The sequence below is a fragment of the Streptomyces sp. NBC_00005 genome, from assembly GCF_045160215.1.
In the GTDB taxonomy this organism is placed as follows: Bacteria; Actinomycetota; Actinomycetes; order Streptomycetales; family Streptomycetaceae; genus Streptomyces.
In genome coordinates this window covers 7,060,312-7,076,869 of record NZ_CP108316.1, presented here as the reverse complement: position 1 = coordinate 7,076,869, position 16,558 = coordinate 7,060,312, and the positions used below count along the sequence as shown (strand labels likewise).

At 71.2% G+C, this 16,558-nt stretch carries 13 protein-coding genes; 4 read left to right on the top strand and 9 right to left on the bottom strand.

The window, feature by feature from the left end; all coding sequences use genetic code 11:
- The first annotated feature begins 25 nt into the window (after positions 1–25).
- From OG303_RS32450 to OG303_RS32435, 4 genes are read left to right on the top strand one after another with little or no spacing between them, the layout of a single operon-like run.
- Positions 26–1,531, top strand: coding sequence for an NDP-hexose 2,3-dehydratase family protein (locus OG303_RS32450; RefSeq protein WP_405872862.1), 1,506 nt, complete (start codon positions 26–28; stop codon positions 1,529–1,531).
- Positions 1,524–2,501 carry a Gfo/Idh/MocA family protein gene (locus OG303_RS32445; protein ID WP_405872861.1) on the top strand — a complete coding sequence of 326 codons (978 nt, stop codon included), beginning with the start codon at positions 1,524–1,526 and terminating at the stop codon, positions 2,499–2,501. The genes OG303_RS32450 and OG303_RS32445 overlap by 8 nt, the downstream gene beginning before the upstream one ends.
- Before the next feature lie 25 nt (positions 2,502–2,526).
- Positions 2,527–4,089, top strand: coding sequence for an acyl-CoA carboxylase subunit beta (locus tag OG303_RS32440; RefSeq protein WP_405872859.1), 1,563 nt, complete (start codon positions 2,527–2,529; stop codon positions 4,087–4,089).
- Positions 4,090–4,109: 20 nt separating this feature from the next.
- Entirely contained in the window at positions 4,110–4,328 is a 219-nt protein-coding gene (locus OG303_RS32435) for an acyl-CoA carboxylase epsilon subunit (RefSeq protein WP_405872858.1), read from the top strand.
- Between the two features lie 33 nt (positions 4,329–4,361).
- Here the strand turns inward: OG303_RS32435 and holA are convergent, their stop codons facing one another.
- The 9 genes from holA to leuS all read right to left on the bottom strand — a co-directional run bounded on the left by holA (position 4,362) and on the right by leuS (position 16,170).
- Positions 4,362–5,345: a DNA polymerase III subunit delta gene (gene holA, locus OG303_RS32430; protein ID WP_405872856.1), complete on the bottom strand. Its 984-nt coding sequence runs from the start codon at positions 5,343–5,345 to the stop codon at positions 4,362–4,364.
- 48 nt (positions 5,346–5,393) lie between these two features.
- Positions 5,394–5,639 carry a hypothetical protein gene (locus OG303_RS32425; protein ID WP_405872854.1) on the bottom strand — a complete coding sequence of 82 codons (246 nt, stop codon included), beginning with the start codon at positions 5,637–5,639 and terminating at the stop codon, positions 5,394–5,396.
- 39 nt (positions 5,640–5,678) lie between these two features.
- Entirely contained in the window at positions 5,679–6,560 is an 882-nt protein-coding gene (locus tag OG303_RS32420) for a YceI family protein (protein WP_405877606.1), read from the bottom strand.
- Positions 6,561–6,696: 136 nt separating this feature from the next.
- Positions 6,697–7,518, bottom strand: coding sequence for an arylamine N-acetyltransferase (locus OG303_RS32415; protein WP_405872853.1), 822 nt, complete (start codon positions 7,516–7,518; stop codon positions 6,697–6,699).
- A gap of 4 nt (positions 7,519–7,522) precedes the next feature.
- Positions 7,523–10,207 (bottom strand): ComEC/Rec2 family competence protein, encoded by a 2,685-nt coding sequence (locus OG303_RS32410; protein WP_405872852.1) that lies wholly within the window; start codon positions 10,205–10,207, stop codon positions 7,523–7,525.
- Positions 10,204–11,331: a helix-hairpin-helix domain-containing protein gene (locus tag OG303_RS32405; protein ID WP_405872850.1), complete on the bottom strand. Its 1,128-nt coding sequence runs from the start codon at positions 11,329–11,331 to the stop codon at positions 10,204–10,206. Before OG303_RS32405 ends, OG303_RS32410 begins: the two co-directional genes overlap by 4 nt.
- A 160-nt stretch (positions 11,332–11,491) precedes the next feature.
- A complete protein-coding gene (locus tag OG303_RS32400) occupies positions 11,492–12,337 on the bottom strand; it encodes a DegV family protein (RefSeq protein WP_405872848.1) in 846 nt (281 codons plus the stop codon).
- A 72-nt stretch (positions 12,338–12,409) separates the two neighbouring features.
- On the bottom strand, positions 12,410–13,153 hold the full coding sequence (locus tag OG303_RS32395) for a hypothetical protein (RefSeq protein ID WP_405872847.1): 744 nt from the start codon (positions 13,151–13,153) through the stop codon (positions 12,410–12,412).
- A gap of 143 nt (positions 13,154–13,296) precedes the next feature.
- On the bottom strand, positions 13,297–16,170 hold the full coding sequence (gene leuS / locus OG303_RS32390; protein ID WP_405872846.1) for a leucine--tRNA ligase: 2,874 nt from the start codon (positions 16,168–16,170) through the stop codon (positions 13,297–13,299).
- Positions 16,171–16,558 lie beyond the last annotated feature (388 nt).

Sequence of the window (16,558 nt, the reverse complement as noted above, 5' to 3'; positions counted from 1 at the left end):
CGCCCTTGACAAGGAGAGACCGTACATGTCGTCGACACTCACGGAGTTGACGCGTCCGCAGCCCGTCGTCCAGCCCCGCGAACCCGACTCGGTGGCCGACCGGATCGCGACGTCCGCGGCGGCCACGGCCGGACGCCTGACCACCGACGCGTTCCACGACTGGTTCACCGCACGCGGGAAGGCCGGCCGGTTCAGCGTCGAACGCATCCCGTTCTCCAAGCTGCGCGGCTGGTCCTTCGAACCCGGCACCGGCAACCTGGTGCACTCCAGCGGCCGCTTCTTCAGCGTGGAGGGCCTGCACGTCACCGCCGACGACGGCCTCCACAAGGAGTGGTACCAGCCGATCATCAAGCAGCCCGAGGTCGGCATCCTCGGCATCCTGGTCAAGGAGTTCGACGGCGTCCTGCACTTCCTGATGCAGGCCAAGATGGAGCCGGGCAACCGCAACCTGCTCCAGCTCTCCCCCACCGTCCAGGCCACCCGCAGCAACTACACCAAGGTCCACAAGGGCACGGACGTCAAGTACATCCAGTACTTCACCGGCCCGGACCGGGGCCGGATCCTCGCCGACGTACTGCAGTCCGAGCACGGGTCGTGGTTCTTCCACAAGAGCAACCGCAACATGATCGTCGAGGTGGACGAGGACGTCCCGCTCGACGAGGACTTCTGCTGGCTCACCCTCGGCCAGCTCAACGACCTCCTGCACCAGGACAACCTGGTCAACATGGACTCGCGCACGGTACTGGCCTGTCTGCCCGCCCACGGCTCCCCCCTGCCGCACTCCGACGGCTTCACGGGCGCCCTGGCCCGCTCCCGCGATCCGGAGGCCGGCGCGCTGCTCACCGACGTGGACCTGCTGTCCTGGTTCACCGCCGAGCGCTCCCGCTACGACGTCCGGGCCGAGCGCATCCCGCTCGTCGACGTCCCCGGCTGGACCCGCGACGAGGCACGCATCGGCAAGGACGACGGCCGCTGGTTCGACGTCGTCGCGGTCGAGGTGCAGGCCGGCAACCGGGAGGTCACCGGCTGGACCCAGCCGCTGATCGAACCGTCCAGCCGGGGCGTCGCGGCCTTCCTCACCCGCTCCTTCGGCGGCGTCCTGCACGTCCTGGCCAACGCCAAGGTCGAGGGCGGCTTCCTGGACACCGTGGAACTGGCGCCCACCGTCCAGGCCTCGCCCGACAACTTCGCCGGGCTGTCGGTCCGCCCGCCCTACCTCGACCTGGTCCTGTCCGCCGACCCCGACCGCATCCGCTACGACGCCATCCACTCCGAGGAGGGCGGCCGCTTCCTCTACGCCGAGAACCGCTACCTGGTCATCGAGGCGGACGAGGCGCAGGCACCGCTGCTGCCGCCGGCCGGCTTCCAGTGGGTGACGGTCGGCCAGCTCTCGGAGCTGGTCAAGCACGGCCACTACGTCAACGTGCAGGCCAGGACCCTGCTCGCCTGCCTCAACGCGATGGGTGTGCGGTCCTGCGACCCCCTGACCGACCCCTTCGCCAACTCCATGGGAACCCGTGCACATGACTGAACGTCCGCTGCGCGTCGCCGTCCTCGGCACCGCGGACATCGCCCGCCGCCGTGTCCTGCCCGCCCTGGCGAAGGACCCGGACGTCGAGCTGACCGCGGTGGCGAGCCGGAGCGGCGCCCGGGCACGGGAGGTGGCGGGCCGGTACGGCTGCGCGGCCGTCACGTCGTACGACGCCGTCCTCGGCCGCGACGACGTGGACGCCGTCTACGTCCCGCTGCCGGTCTCCCTGCACGCCGAGTGGACCCGCCGTGCCCTCGACGCGGGCAAGCACGTCCTCGCGGAGAAACCGCTGACCGCCCACGCGCCCACCACGGCCGGGCTCCTGGACCTGGCCCGCGCCTCGGGCCTGGCCCTGATGGAGAACGTGATGTTCGTCCATCACCCACAGCACACGGTCGTACGAGAGCTGGTGACGGGCGGCGCGATCGGCGAACTGCGCGCCTTCACCGCCGCGTTCACCGTCCCGCCGCTGCCCGCGGGCAACATCCGCCACCGGCCCGAACTGGGCGGCGGCGCCCTGCTCGACATCGGGTACTACCCGCTGCGGGCCGCTCTGTACTTCCTCGGCACGGGCCTGGAGGTGGCCGGCGCGGCCCTGGAGCACTCGGACGGCTCGGCGGTGGAGACGGCGGGCGCGGTGCTCGTACGGTCCCCGGCCGGTGTGCTCGGTCAGCTCGCCTTCGGCATGGAGCACGCCTACCAGTCGGCGTACGAACTCTGGGGCAGTAAGGGCCGGATCCGGGTCGAGACCGCGTTCACCCCGCCCGCCGAGCACAAACCGACGGTGTGGGTCACGGACGCGCACGGCCCCCGCGAGCTGACCCTCGCACCGCACGACCAGGTCGCCGCGACCGTACGGGCCTTCGTACGGGCGGTCCGCTCGGCCGGCACCGACCCGCGGACCGCGGCGGAGTGCCTGGAGCAGGCCACGCTGCTGGACGCGGTCCGGGCACGAGCGACCGGGCGATGACCTCGACGGGAGGGACAGGAGAGACATGAGCACCACAGTGAGCGCCGCCGGCCGCACGGCCGAGCTGCACGAGATCCGTGTGCAGGCGTTGGCCGGCCCGAGTGAGAGGGCGACGGAGGCTCAGCATGCCAAGGGCAAGCTGACCGGCCGGGAGCGCATCGAGCTGCTGCTGGACGCGGGCTCTTTCCGTGAGGTCGAGCAGCTGCGTCGGCATCGTGCGGTCGGGTTCGGGCTGGAGGCGAAGAAGCCGTACACGGACGGTGTGATCACCGGCTGGGGCACGGTGGAGGGCCGTACGGTCTTCGTGTACGCCCATGACTTCCGGATCTTCGGCGGGGCGCTGGGTGAGGCCCATGCCACGAAGATCCACAAGATCATGGACATGGCCATCGCGGCCGGTGCCCCGCTGGTGTCGCTGAACGACGGCGCGGGCGCGCGGATCCAGGAGGGCGTCTCGGCGCTGGCCGGTTACGGCGGCATCTTCCAGCGCAACACGAAGGCGTCCGGGGTGATCCCGCAGATCAGCGTGATGCTCGGTCCGTGCGCGGGCGGTGCGGCCTACAGCCCCGCCCTGACCGACTTCGTGTTCATGGTCCGTGAGACCTCGCAGATGTTCATCACCGGTCCGGACGTCGTCAAGGCGGTCACCGGCGAGGAGATCAGCCAGAACGGCCTGGGCGGCGCCGACGTCCACGCCGAGACGAGCGGCGTGTGCCACTTCGCCTACGACGACGAAGAGACCTGCATCGCCGAAGTCCGCTACCTGCTCAGCCTGTTGCCCCAGAACAACCGCGAGGCCCCGCCCGTCGCACCGGCTAACGACCCTGCGATGCGCCGCACCGAGGCCCTGCTCGACCTGGTCCCGGCGGACGGCAACCGCCCCTACGACATGCGCCGGGTGATCGAGGAGATCGTCGACAACGGCGAGTACCTGGAGATCCACGAACGCTGGTCGACCAACGTCCTGTGCGCCCTGGCCCGCCTGGACGGCCACGTCATCGGCCTGATCGCGAACCAACCCCAGTCCCTGGCCGGGGTGTTGGACATCGGAGCGAGCGAGAAGGCGGCCCGCTTCGTGCAGTTCTGCGACGCCTTCAACATCCCGCTCGTCACCCTGGTCGACGTCCCCGGCTTCCTGCCCGGCGTCGACCAGGAACACGGCGGCATCATCCGCCACGGCGCGAAGCTCCTCTACGCCTACTGCAACGCGACCGTGCCGCGCATCTCCCTGATCCTGCGCAAGGCGTACGGCGGCGCCTACATCGTCATGGACAGCCAGTCCATCGGCGCGGACCTGACGCTGGCCTGGCCGACGAACGAGATAGCGGTGATGGGCGCGGAGGGCGCCGCCAACGTCATCTTCCGCAGGCAGATCGCCGCCTCGGACGACCCGGAGGCGGTCCGCGCCCAGAAGATCAAGGAGTACAGGTCGGAACTGATGCACCCGTACTACGCGGCCGAACGCGGCCTGGTCGACGACGTGATCGACCCCGCCGAAACCCGCGGGGTACTGGCCTCGGCCCTGTCGATGCTCCGCACCAAGCACGCCGACCTGCCGGCCCGCAAACACGGCAACCAGCCGCAGTAGCCCCTCCCGAAGGAGCCCCCATGCCCTCATCCCCGTCGGACGCCCCGTCGTCCCCCACCTCCTCAGAACCGCTGTTCCGCGTGGTCCGCGGCGAGGCCACCGAGTCCGAACTCGCCGCCCTCGCCGTGGTCCTGCTGGCCCTGAACACTCCCGAGGCGCTGCCGTCCCCCGTCACACCGGTCGCGCCCTGGCGTCGTTCGCCGTACGCCCACCCGATCAGCTGGCAGGAGGCGGCGTAACCGCACCGCCGCGGGGCAGGGCGGGGCGGGGGCCTAACGCCGGCTGCGCGCCGCGCGGGCGATCGCGACCACGGCCTTCTCCAGGGCGTACTCGGGATCGTCCCCGCCGCCCTTCACCCCGGCGTCCGCCTCGGCGACGGCGCGCAGCGCGAACGCGACTCCGTCCGGCGTCCACCCCCGCATCTGCTGCCGCACCCGGTCGATCTTCCACGGAGGCATGCCCAGCTCCCGCGCCAGATCGGCCGGGCGCCCGCCGCGCGCGGACGACAGCTTCCCGATCGCCCGCACACCCTGCGCCAGCGCACTGGTGATCAGCACCGGTGCCACCCCGGTGGCCAGGGACCACCTGAGCGCCTCCAGGGCCTCGGCCGCCCGCCCTTCCACGGCCCGGTCGGCGACCGTGAAACTCGACGCCTCGGCCCGCCCGGTGTAGTACCGCCCGACGACGGCCTCGTCGATGGTCCCTTCCACGTCGGCGACCAGCTGGGAGACGGCGGACGCCAGCTCCCGGAGATCACTCCCGATGGAGTCGACGAGCGCCTGACAGGCCTCGGGCGTGGCCGACCTGCCGACCGCTCTGAACTCAGCCCGCACGAAGGCCAGCCGGTCCGCCGGCTTGGTCATCTTCGGACAGGCCACCTCCCGCGCCCCGACCTTGCGCGCGGCGTCGAGAAGCCCCTTGCCCTTGGCTCCGCCCGCGTGCACCAGCACGAGGGTGATCTCCTCGGCGGGCGCCCCGAGATACGCCTTCACGTCCTTGACCGTGTCGGCCGAGAGGTCCTGCGCATTGCGTACGACCACGACTTTGCGCTCCGCGAAGAGCGAGGGGCTGGTCAGCTCGGCGAGGGTGCCGGGCTGCAGCTGGTCCGAGGTGAGGTCGCGTACGTCCGTGTCGGCGTCGGTGGCCCTGGCGGCGGCCACCACCTCCTGCACGGCACGGTCGAGCAGGAGGTCCTCCTGGCCCACGGCAAGCGTCACCGGGGCGAGAGGGTCGTCATCAGCAGTCTTCCTGGCCATCGCGACAAGCATCGCACGCACCACTGACAACGGGGTCCGGCAGTGGGCCTACGGCTCCTCCCGCCAGCCGTCCCACGCCCCCACGAACTCGTCCAGCTCCCCCGGATCCAGCCGCCCCTCCTCGTCCCGCAGGACGACCAGCCACTGCGCGTCCTCCGCGTCGTCCTCACCGGCCAGCGCGTCCCGTACGAGCTGCGGTTCCTCGGGCAGTCCGAACCGCTCCCCGAGCGCCTCGGCCACCTCCTCGGCGGCATCACGGTCGGGCAGCACCAGCACATGTCTCACATCGCTCACGGCAGCCATTGTCGGTCACCCGCCGCGGGCTCCCGCAGGTCACCCCTTGCGCACGACCTGCACATCGAGGTCGATGCGAATGCTCGGCCCCACCACCGCGATCCCCCGGGCCAGCATCGTCTGCCAGCTGACCGTGAAGTCGTCCCGGTGCAACTCCGTCGTGGCCCGGCAGGCCGCCCGCACCTCGCCCTCCATGCCGTTGCCGAGTCCGAGGTACTCGGTGTCGAGCGTGACCGTACGGGTCACTCCGTGCAGCGACAACGCCCCCGTGACCGCCCACCGGTTCCCGCCCCTGTGCACGAAACGCTCGCTGTAGAACTCCAGCGTCGGAAAGCGCGCCACGTCCAGGAACTCCCCGGACCGCAGATGGTCGTCCCGCATCCTGACGTTCGTGTCGATGGACGCCGCGTCGATCACCACATGCATCGCCGACTGCTCCACCGGCTCCGTGATCCGTACGGCCCCCGCGAAGGAGTTGAACCGGCCGTGGATCCGGGCCAGCCCGATGTGCCGCGCGGTGAACGCGATCGAGGAGTGGGTCGGCTCGATCTGCCAGTCACCCGGCGCCGGCAGCTGCGGCGGCCGCGCGACCTGGAGCGTCACGTCGCCCAGCGAGGCGAGCGCGTTCTCCCCGACGGTCGCGCTCGCCCGGTACGGCGTGTACCCCTCGGCCGACACCGCGAGCCGGTACTCGCCCGCGGGCACCGTCGTCACGAACGACCCGAAGGGATCCGTCCCGCCGCTGACCACCTTGCGCCCCATGGCGTCGCTGACCGCGAACTGAGCATGTGTCAACGGCCCGTTGACCGGATCCAGCACCCGGCAGCTCAGCACCCCGGCACTCGGCGGGGTCTGCACCGCCGCCAGGGGACTCGTCCGTTGCACCCTGTTCGTTCGGTTTCCCAGCCAGCGGCCGAACATCCACGCCACCCCTGTGCGCCTCGACATCACGTGTTGTGTCTCTGTTACCGAAGACACATTCGATCACTGTTGAGGCTTTCGAGGCAACACGGACTGTCTACGCACGAGTAGCAACGTCTGGCCCCAAGTGCCCCAATCAGCCGTTCCGATGGGACTGAGGAGACCGGAGGGGACTGCGCACAGTCGGCACACGATCCAGATCGATCCCGAACCGCTCCCGGTACACCCCGAGCACCTCCTCGTCCGTGCCCAACTCCCGCTCCTCCCGGGCTCCGTCGGCTCCCGTCACCTTGAAGGTGCGCCCACTGAGCGTGATCCTTCCCCCCTCCTCGGTCACCCTTGAACACACCAGCGACTGCACGAAGTGCGACGCGGGCGAGGTGCTGTGCCACCACGCCCCGGCCACGAAGTCGCCGAGCTCGCGGGGCCGCAGCTCCAGCCGGTACTGCGGCCTGCCGTTCACGACGACGTCCAGGTCCGGCCCCACCTCGACGATCCGGAACGTACCGCCCGGATCCTCCTGCTCCCCCCTCTCCCCGAACGCCACCGGATAGTGGCTGTGCGCCCCGAAGCCCACGTCCGCCAGCCACTCGCCCCCGTCCGCCGTCCGCACCCGCAGCGCGAGATGGTCGTACGGAATCCCGAGCCGCCCCTCGCCGGTGTGCACCCGCGCCGCGAGCAGTGAGACGTCGAAGCCCAGCGCGCCGAGCAAAGCCCCGAAGGCGCCGTTGAGTTCGTAGCAGAACCCGCCCCGCCGCGCCCCCACCACCTTGTCCAGCAGCCGCTTCTCCTCCAGCACGATCTCCTCGCCGAGGTGGATCGACAGGTTCTCGAAAGGCACGGTCCGCAGGTGGCGCAGATGCAGCTCGCGCAACACCTCGACGGTGGGCGCGACGGGCGGTCCCCCGGCCTCGATTCCCAGACGGCGGAGGTAGGCGTCGACCTGTTCGGTATGCATGCCCTCAGTCTCGCGCCACCCGCAGCTCCCCGCCCATCCCCGTGACCGCGAGCGCCCCGTCCCGGTCCGTCCGCAGCACCACCGCGCCCTCGGCCCGCAGTGCCGCGACCGTGCTGGGGGCGGGATGCCCGTACATGTTGTCCTCCCCGCAGCTGATGAGCGCGATCCGCGGCGCCACCCTGCGTATCAGCTCCGGGTCCTGATACGCCGACCCGTGATGGGCCACCTTGAGCACATCCACGCCACCCAGCAGCGCTCCTTCCGGCGACCTCAACAGCGCCTGCTGGGCCGGGGGTTCGAGATCCCCGAGCAGCAGGAGCCGCAGCCCGCCCGACCTGACCAGCAGGGTGACGCTGGCGTCGTTCGGCCCGTCCGGATCCGGTGCCGGGCGCGGCGGGGGCCACAGCACCTGCCAGGACAGCGATCCGGTGCGCCGCTGCTCCCCGGCCAGGGCGTGGGTGAGCGGAATGTGCCGCGCCGCCGCCTCCTTCCGCACGAACTCGACCTGGTCCGCGGGCTCTTCGAAGCCCGTCGTCTCGATCGCCCCCACCGTGCGCCCGCGCAGTACCCCGGGCAGCCCGGCCACGTGATCGGCGTGGAAATGGGTCAGCACGATCAACGGCACCCTGGTGATGCCAAGCGTGCGCAGGCAGTGGTCGACGAGCGTCGGATCGGGCCCGGCATCCACCACCACACCGCTGCCGTCCCCCGCCGCGAGCACCGTCGCGTCCCCCTGCCCCACGTCGCACATCGCGAACCGCCACCCCGGCGGCGGCCACCCGCTGATCACCCTGGTCAACGGCGGCGGCTGCACGACGACGAGCACCAGCAGCACCCCGCAGACGCCACACACCCAGGGATGTCCCAGCATCCGCCGGCCGAGCAGCAGAACGGCCACCGTGACCAGGGCGAGCAGCCCCGCCCCGCCCCAGCTGCCCGGCCAGTCCACTCCCCCGCCGGGCAGGGCGGCCCCCGTCCGGGCGATGTCAGCGATCCAGCCCGCGGGCCAACTCGCGCACCAGGCCAACGCCTTGGCCACCGGCATCAGCACCGGCGCCGTCGCCAGCGCCGCGAAGCCCAGCACCGTGGCAGGCGCCACCGCGATCTCCGCGAGCAGATTGCACGGCACCGCCACCAGACTCACCCGCGCCGACAGCACGGCGACGACCGGCGCGCACAGCGCCTGCGCCGCGGCCGCCGCGGCCAGCCCCTCGGCCAGCCTCGGCGGGACCCGCCGTCGCCGCAGCGCCTCGCTCCAGCGCGGAGCGAGCGTGAGCAGGGCGCCGGTGGCCAGCACGGACAGCAGGAAGCCGTAACTCCGGGCCAGCCAGGGGTCGTACAGCACGAGCAGCAGGACCGCCGTCGCCAGCGCCGGGACGAGCGACCTGCGGCGTCCGGTCGCCAGGGCCAGCAGCACGACGACCCCACAGGCCGCGGCCCGCAGCACACTCGGATCCGGTCTGCACACGATCACGAACCCGAGCGTGAGTGCTCCCCCGAGCAGCGCGGTCGTCCGCAGCGGGATGCCGAGCCGGGGCGCGAGCCCACGGCGCTCCACCAGCTGCGCCATGCCCGGCGGCCCGATGAGCAGAGCGAGAATGATCGTGAGGTTGCTCCCGGACACCGCGAGCGTGTGCGCGAGGTCGGTCTCCTTGAAAGCCTCGTCCAGCTCCGGGGTGATCCGCGAGGTGTCCCCGACGACCAGCCCCGGCAGCAGTGCCCTGGCGTCCGCCGGCAGCCCGTCGGTCGCCTCCCGCAGCCCGGCCCGCAACCGCCCCGCGAACCGCTGCGCCCCCGACGGCCCTCCCACCACGACCGGCGCGGCCTTCCCCCGCACCCGCAGTACGCCGGCGACCCGATCACCGCCCACCGCCGCGGGCGCCAACCGCGCGACGACCCGCACTCGCGTGGAGGGCAAAAGCTCGAGCCAGGGCGACCGTGGTGCCCCCTCGGCGGAGGTCTCCGTTCCAGCCCCACGTGCCCCCACGTCGGCGATCACCAGCACGGGTGCCCGCGTCACCACCGCCGTCCCGTCCGCCTGCTCCACGCGCCGCACCTCCCCGTCCATCAGCACGGAGGCCGGAGCGGCATGGTCCCCTCTGATCCGGGGCCGGGTGAGCCGAGGGTCGGAGGTGACCTCGACCTCGGCGGTCACGGTGGCGTACTGCCGCGCCAGCCCGGGCACGGGCCCCCGCCGCACATCGGCTCCGTGCAGCCCCGCGGAGACGGCAGCCGCGGCGACACAGAGCAGCACGGCGGCAACCGAGACCCGCGGCCATGGCCCTGACCCCGGACTTGGACTCGGGCCTGGACTTGGACTCGGGCCTGGACTTGGACTCGGGCCTGGACTTGGGCTCGGACTCGGACCCGGGCTCGGACTCGGACCCGGGCTCGGACCCGGGCTTGGGCTTGGACTTGGGCTTGGACTCAGCGAACCCGCTCGCACTCGCCGTCGCCGCCGTACCGCCAGCAGAACCACCGCCACGGTCAGGCACACGGCCGCGACAAGCGTGACCCACCCGGACGTCGCGTCCAGCATCACCGCAGCCGTCGCCCAGGTCGCGAGCGCGGGCGGCACGAGTCGCAGGTCCGTCGGTCCTTCCTGCCGGGGGTGGGCCACTCCGAGCCGCCCTCCGGAGGCGGCGTGGACGGCCGCGCGCGGGGTCGGAAGACCGGGTGCGCGCCTCATGGCCGTACGAGATTTCGGAGATCGGAGAAACGGCGGTCTCCGATGCCGTTGACCTCGCGCAGCTCGTCCACCGAGCGGAAGCCGCCGTGCTGCGTGCGGTAGTCGATGATGTGCTGGGCCAGCACAGGGCCGACGCCCGGCAGGGTGTCCAGCTGGTCCACCGTGGCGGTGTTGAGCGCAACCGGAGCCGCGGGAGCAGCTCCCGCCACCGAACCGGACGAGCCCCCGACGACCGCACCAGCCGAACCCGGCGCCGCGGCGGCGGGACCGCCCACGACGACCTGCTCTCCGTCCACAAGAAAGCGGGCCCGGTTCAGCCCGTCCGTGCTCGTGCCGGGACGCACCCCACCAGCCGCGCGCAGGGCGTCGACGACACGCGAACCGGCGGGCAGGCGATGAATCCCGGGTTCGCGGACCTTGCCGCTGACGTCCACGACGATCTCCGCCCCGGCCGTGCCCGCGGCATTCGGCGCCCCGGCCGAACCGTCCGGCTCGGACTCCCCACTCCCCTTCCGCTCACCGAACGGAGCCACCGCCCGCACCACTTCGGGCGCCCGCACGGACTGCGTCCGCCCGACCCAGAAGTGCTGAACGGCGAAGACGGCGGCAACGACAAGCAGCGCCGCGAGCGCGATCACACTCCGCCGCTCCAGCCCACACCGCGCCTGCAGCCACAGCGGCATCCGCTCCCGCAGAGCAAGCCCGGCCCGCGCCCGCCAGACCTTTCCGGCACGATCTCCCCCGCAGTCGGGATCGACGGGATCTACGAGATTTACCGGTTCTACGGGTTCCAGGAGATCCAGGGGTTCTACGGGATCTACAGGATCTACGGGCATGCCGCCGCGGGGGACGTCCGGAGGAAAGTCGAACTCCTCGTCTTCCTCCTCCGTCACCGGGTCGAACGGCGGCCCAGCCCCCGACTCCCGCCACTCACCGGCCCGTTCGGGGAACAGCACCTCCGCACGCCGCCGGAGCTCCTCCGCCGACGCATGCCGGTTCAGGGGCCGGTGCCGGGATCGGCTCCGGGCCACGGGGTGGCGGTGACGGATCCGGCCGTCGGAGGCAGGGCCGCGCCCCGGGCCACTGGTCGCAGTCGCTGTACGTGAACGTGATCGAAGTGCCATGCGACGAGGATCGGGCACTTCGCAACTTCGCGATGATCTTGCTCAATTCCCGGGGATTACCGACCAGTTGTGGATAACTCCGCCACCCGCACGGGTGAGGTAACCCGCCAGAACGACGCGACGTTCCAGCAGAACACGGCAGGCCATCGCAGGGGCGCCGTCAGCGCGGCGAAACCACGACCCCCAGCAGCCCAGGGCCGGTATGCGCCCCGATCACGGCCCCCACCTCACTCACATGCAGGTCGGCCAGCCCGGGCACCCGCGCCCGCAACCGGTCCGCGAGGGCCGAGGCCCGCTCGGGGGCGGCGAGATGGTGCACGGCGATGTCGACCTGTGCGCCGCCGGCCCGGTCGACCACGATCTCCTCGAGGCGGGCGATCGCCCTCGACGCCGTGCGGACCTTCTCCAGCAGTTCGATCCGGCCGCCGTCCAGCTGCAGCAGCGGCTTCACGGCCAGCGCGGAACCCAACAGGGCCTGGGCGGCGCCGATCCGGCCGCCGCGGCGCAGATAGTCGAGGGTGTCGACGTAGAAGTACGCGGACGTGCCGGAGGCCCGCTTCTCAGCGGCCGTGACGGCCTCGTCGACCGTGCCGCCCGACTCCGCCACCTCCGCCGCGGCGAGCGCGCAGAACCCGAGTGCCATCGCGACCGTCCCGGTGTCCACCACCCGCACCGGCACCGGCGCCTCGCGCGCTGCCAGGACCGCCGCGTCGTACGTGCCCGACAGCTCGGCCGACAGATGGAGGGAGACAATGCCGGTCGCACCGGACTCGGCGACCTTGCGATAGGTCTCGGCGAAGAGCTGGGGGCTGGGCCGCGAGGTGGTGACAGGGCGCCGCTTCTGGAGTGCCTGGGCCAGGGAACGCGTCGAGATCTCCGTGCCCTCGTCCAGCGCCTGGTCGCCGAGGACCACGGTCAGGGGCACCGCTGTGATGCCGTGGCGCTCCATCGTCCGCGGCGGCAGGTAGGCCGTTGAATCGGTGACGATCGCGACATGGCGGGACATGAGCTGGAGGTTACCTGCCGTAGCGCCCGGGCGGCAGCCCGGCCCCTCTCACCTGGTATGCCCTTGACCGGATCAAGTAGTGCTCTCGGGGCGGGTCTTCTTCTGCCAGGGGTAGGCGGGACGCCGCACCGGCGGGGTGATGGCGGCTCGCGTCGGCTCCTCGGCCGTGCGTGAGCGGGGTGTCTCCGGCCAGGTCTGCTGGGATGTGGCGCCGTCGGCGGCCGACGCCTCGGGCCACGGCGGCGTGGGCGACGTGGGCGACGCGGGCTCCGCCGACGTCCAGTGCCGCAGGGCACCGGCCTCGACGTCTATCTGCGTGCTCAGCGAGTCCAGGTCGTCGTCGGCGAAGCGGCGGGCCCGGTCGCGGGCCGCCCAGCGCAGTGAGTCCGCCGACTGAGTGATGCGCTCGGTGCGCTCCCGCAGGCCGGGCAGCCGCTCGGCGAGCGTCGTCCGGTCCGGTTCGGCCTCCAGGCGCTTGAGCTCACCGTCCAGCTCGCGCCCGTGCGCGCTGAGCCGCTCGAAGAGGCCCAGGGACTCCTTGAGGGACTCGTCGTCATTCACGCCCGCGTGCAGCGCGTCCTGGGTCGCGCGCATCGACGTGCGCAGCTTCAGCCGCAGTTGGGCCAGCTCGCCCGCCGCTCCCGGCTGGGCGAAGGACTTGGCCCGCAGGGTGTGGTCCTCGACCGTGCGGCGGGCCTGGGTGATCGTGCGGTCCACGCCGCGCTTGGCGGCGCCGACCACCTTCACCGTGGCATAGACGCCGAGTGCCAGGAAGAGGACGAAAAGCAGGGCGAACACTGCGATCACTGCTTCCACGTCGCTCCTCCTCCGACCGTCACGACACGCGGCGCGCCGCTCTTCAAAGGTAAACGAGACGAGCAGGCCCGGAGTTCCAGAAGAACCCCGAACCTGCCCGTAGGGGACTACCCCGAGGCGCTCAGGCCCCGGCCCGCCGGCGCCTACGCCGGAACGATGTTCACCAGCTTCGGCGCCCGCACGATCACCTTCCGGATCCCCGCGCCGTCCAGCGCCGCGACGACCTTCTCGTCGGCCAGCGCGACCTTCTCCAGCTCCTCCTCGGAGATGGCCGGCGAGACCTCCAGCCGCGCCTTGACCTTGCCCTTGATCTGCACCACGCAGGTCACGCTCTCGTCGACGACGTACGCCGGGTCGGCAACCGGGAAGTCCTGGTGGACGACCGAGCCGGTGTGGCCCAGCTTGCGCCACAGCTCCTCCGCGATGTGCGGGGCCAGCGGAGCGGCCAGCAGCACCAGCGGTTCGGCGACGGAGCGCGGCAGCGCGCCGCCCGCCTTGGTCAGGTGGTTGTTCAGCTCCGTGACCTTGGCGATGGCGGTGTTGAACCGCAGTCCCTCCAGGTCCTGGCGCACCCCGTCGATCGCCTTGTGCAGGGCACGCAGCGTGTCCTCGTCGGCCTCGGCGTCGACGACGGTGACCTCGCCGGTCGCCTCGTCGACGATGTTGCGCCACAGCCGCTGCAGCAGCCGGAACTGTCCCACCACCGCGCGCGTGTCCCACGGCCGCGACACGTCCAGCGGGCCCATCGCCATCTCGTACAGGCGCAGCGTGTCCGCCCCGTACTCGGCGCAGATCTCGTCCGGAGTGACCGCGTTCTTCAGGGACTTACCCATCTTGCCCAGCAGCCGGGAGACCTTTTCGCCCTCGTAGTAGTACGCGCCGTCGCGCTCCTCCACCTCGGCGGCCGACACCGCGATGCCGCGGCTGTCGCGGTAGACGTAGGCCTGGATCATGCCCTGGTTGAACAGCTTGTGGAACGGCTCCGCGGAGGAGACGTGCCCCAGGTCGAACAGGACCTTGGACCAGAAGCGCGCGTACAGCAGGTGCAGCACGGCGTGCTCGGCGCCGCCGACGTACAGGTCGACGCCGCCGTGCGGCTGGCCCTCGCGCGGGCCCATCCAGTACTGCTCGATCTCCGGGTCGACCAGCTTCTCGCTGTTGTGCGGGTCCAGGTAGCGCAGCTCGTACCAGCAGGAACCGGCCCAGTTGGGCATGGTGTTGGTCTCGCGGCGGTACCGCTTCGGACCGTCGCCCAGGTCCAGCGTGACGTTGACCCAGTCCGCGTTGCGGGACAGCGGGGTCTCCGGGGACGTGTGCGCGTCGTCCGGGTCGAAGGTGCGCGGCGAGTAGTCCTCGACCTCCGGCAGCTCCAGCGGCAGCATCGACTCGGGCAGGGAGTGGGCGGTGCCGTCCTCGTCGTAGACGATCGGGAAGGGCTCACCCCAGTAGCGCTGGCGGCTGAACAGCCAGTCGCGCAGGCGGAAGTTGACGGTGCCTTCGCCGATGCCCTTGCGCGCCAGCCATTCGGTGATGCGCGCCTTGGCGTCGACGACGCCCAGGCCGTCCAGGGAGATGTCGTCGTTGGACGAGTTGATGATCTTCGCGTCGTACGACCCGAAGGCGTCCTCCCACGTCGACGTGTCCGTGCCCCGGCCGTCCGTCGGCTCGACGATGGCGTGGATCGGCAGCTCGAAGGCGCGCGCGAACTCGAAGTCGCGCTGGTCGCCGCACGGTACGGCCATGATCGCGCCGGTGCCGTAGCCCATCAGGACGTAGTCGGCGATGAAGACGGGGACCTGGTCGCCGTTGACCGGGTTGGTCGCGTACGCGCCGATGAAGACGCCGGTCTTGTCCTTGGCCTCGGCCTGCCGCTCGACGTCGGACTTGGAGGCGGCCTGCGCGCGGTACGCGGCGACGGCCTCCCCCGGGGTCGCGTGACCGCCGGTCCACACGTCGTGCGTGCCCTCGGGCCAGGCGGCCGGGGTGAACTTCTCGACCAGCGGGTGCTCGGGCGCCAGCACCATGTAGGTCGCGCCGAACAGGGTGTCGGGACGCGTGGTGAAGACCGTGATGCGCTCGCCGTCGATCGGGAAGTCGACGCGGGCGCCCTCGGAGCGGCCGATCCAGTTGCGCTGCTGCAGCTTGATGGCCTCGGGCCAGTCCAGCGCCTCCAGGTCCTGCAGCAGGCGGTCGGCGTACGCGGTGATGCGCATGTTCCACTGGCGCAGCTTGGCCTTGAAGACCGGGAAGTTGCCGCGCTCGGAGCGGCCCTCGGCGGTGACCTCCTCGTTGGCCAGCACGGTGCCCAGGCCGGGACACCAGTTGACCGGCGCGTCGGAGGCGTACGCCAGGCGGAACTCGCCCAGGACGTCGGCGCGCTCCACAGCGGTCAGCTCGTGCCACGCGCGCGTGTGCCCCGGTACGGCACGCTCACCGGTCTCGAACTGGGCGATCAGCTCGGAGATCGGGCGGGCCTTGTCGGCCTCGTCGTCGTACCAGGAGTTGAAGATCTGCAGGAAGATCCACTGGGTCCACTTGTAGTAGTCCGGGTCGATCGTGGCGAACGACCGGCGCTTGTCGTGGCCCAGGCCCAGCCGGCGCAGCTGGGCCTTCATGTTCTCGATGTTGGACTCGGTGGACACACGCGGGTGCGTGCCGGTCTGCACGGCGTACTGCTCGGCGGGCAGGCCGAAGGCGTCGAAGCCCAGGGTGTGCAGGACGTTGTGGCCCGTCATGCGCTGGAAGCGCGCGAAGACGTCGGTGGCGATGTACCCCAGGGGGTGGCCGACGTGCAGGCCGGCACCCGAGGGGTACGGGAACATGTCCATGATGAACTTCTTGGGCCGCGCGACGACCGCGGGGTCACCCGCCAGGTCGCCCTTGGGGTTCGGCGCGGCATACGTGCCCTCGGCGTCCCAGAAGTCCTGCCAGCGTGCCTCGATCTCGGCCGCGACGACGGCCGTGTAGCGGTGCGGCGCGGCCACTTCGGCGGTGGCAGCGGGGTTCGTCTCGCTCATGATCCTTAAGCTCCATCGATCGTCTCTGCCAGCGGAAATGAAAAATCCCCTCGCACAGGAGGGGACGCCGCGCCGATTCCGAACCATCCGATCACCGGTGGTCGGGGACTGATCAGCGCGGCCCGCTAAGCAGAAGGCGTACGGCACGCATGGCGTTAGGGTACCGCAGCGCTTGAGCACGATGCGACGCGCTTCCGTATGGCTCCTTGGCACGGGTCCCACCCGACAAAAACTGAACCAAGGCCAAAGGTTACTTCGCGTAACGCCCAACACCGGGACATCACAACAAGCTCACTGCCCTTTGATAACAACGCAATAACTCAAACGTCGTACCCGCCGGTATGGCGCCGCTTAGAGTGCGGCAGCGGGACCGCCTTCCCGAACTGCT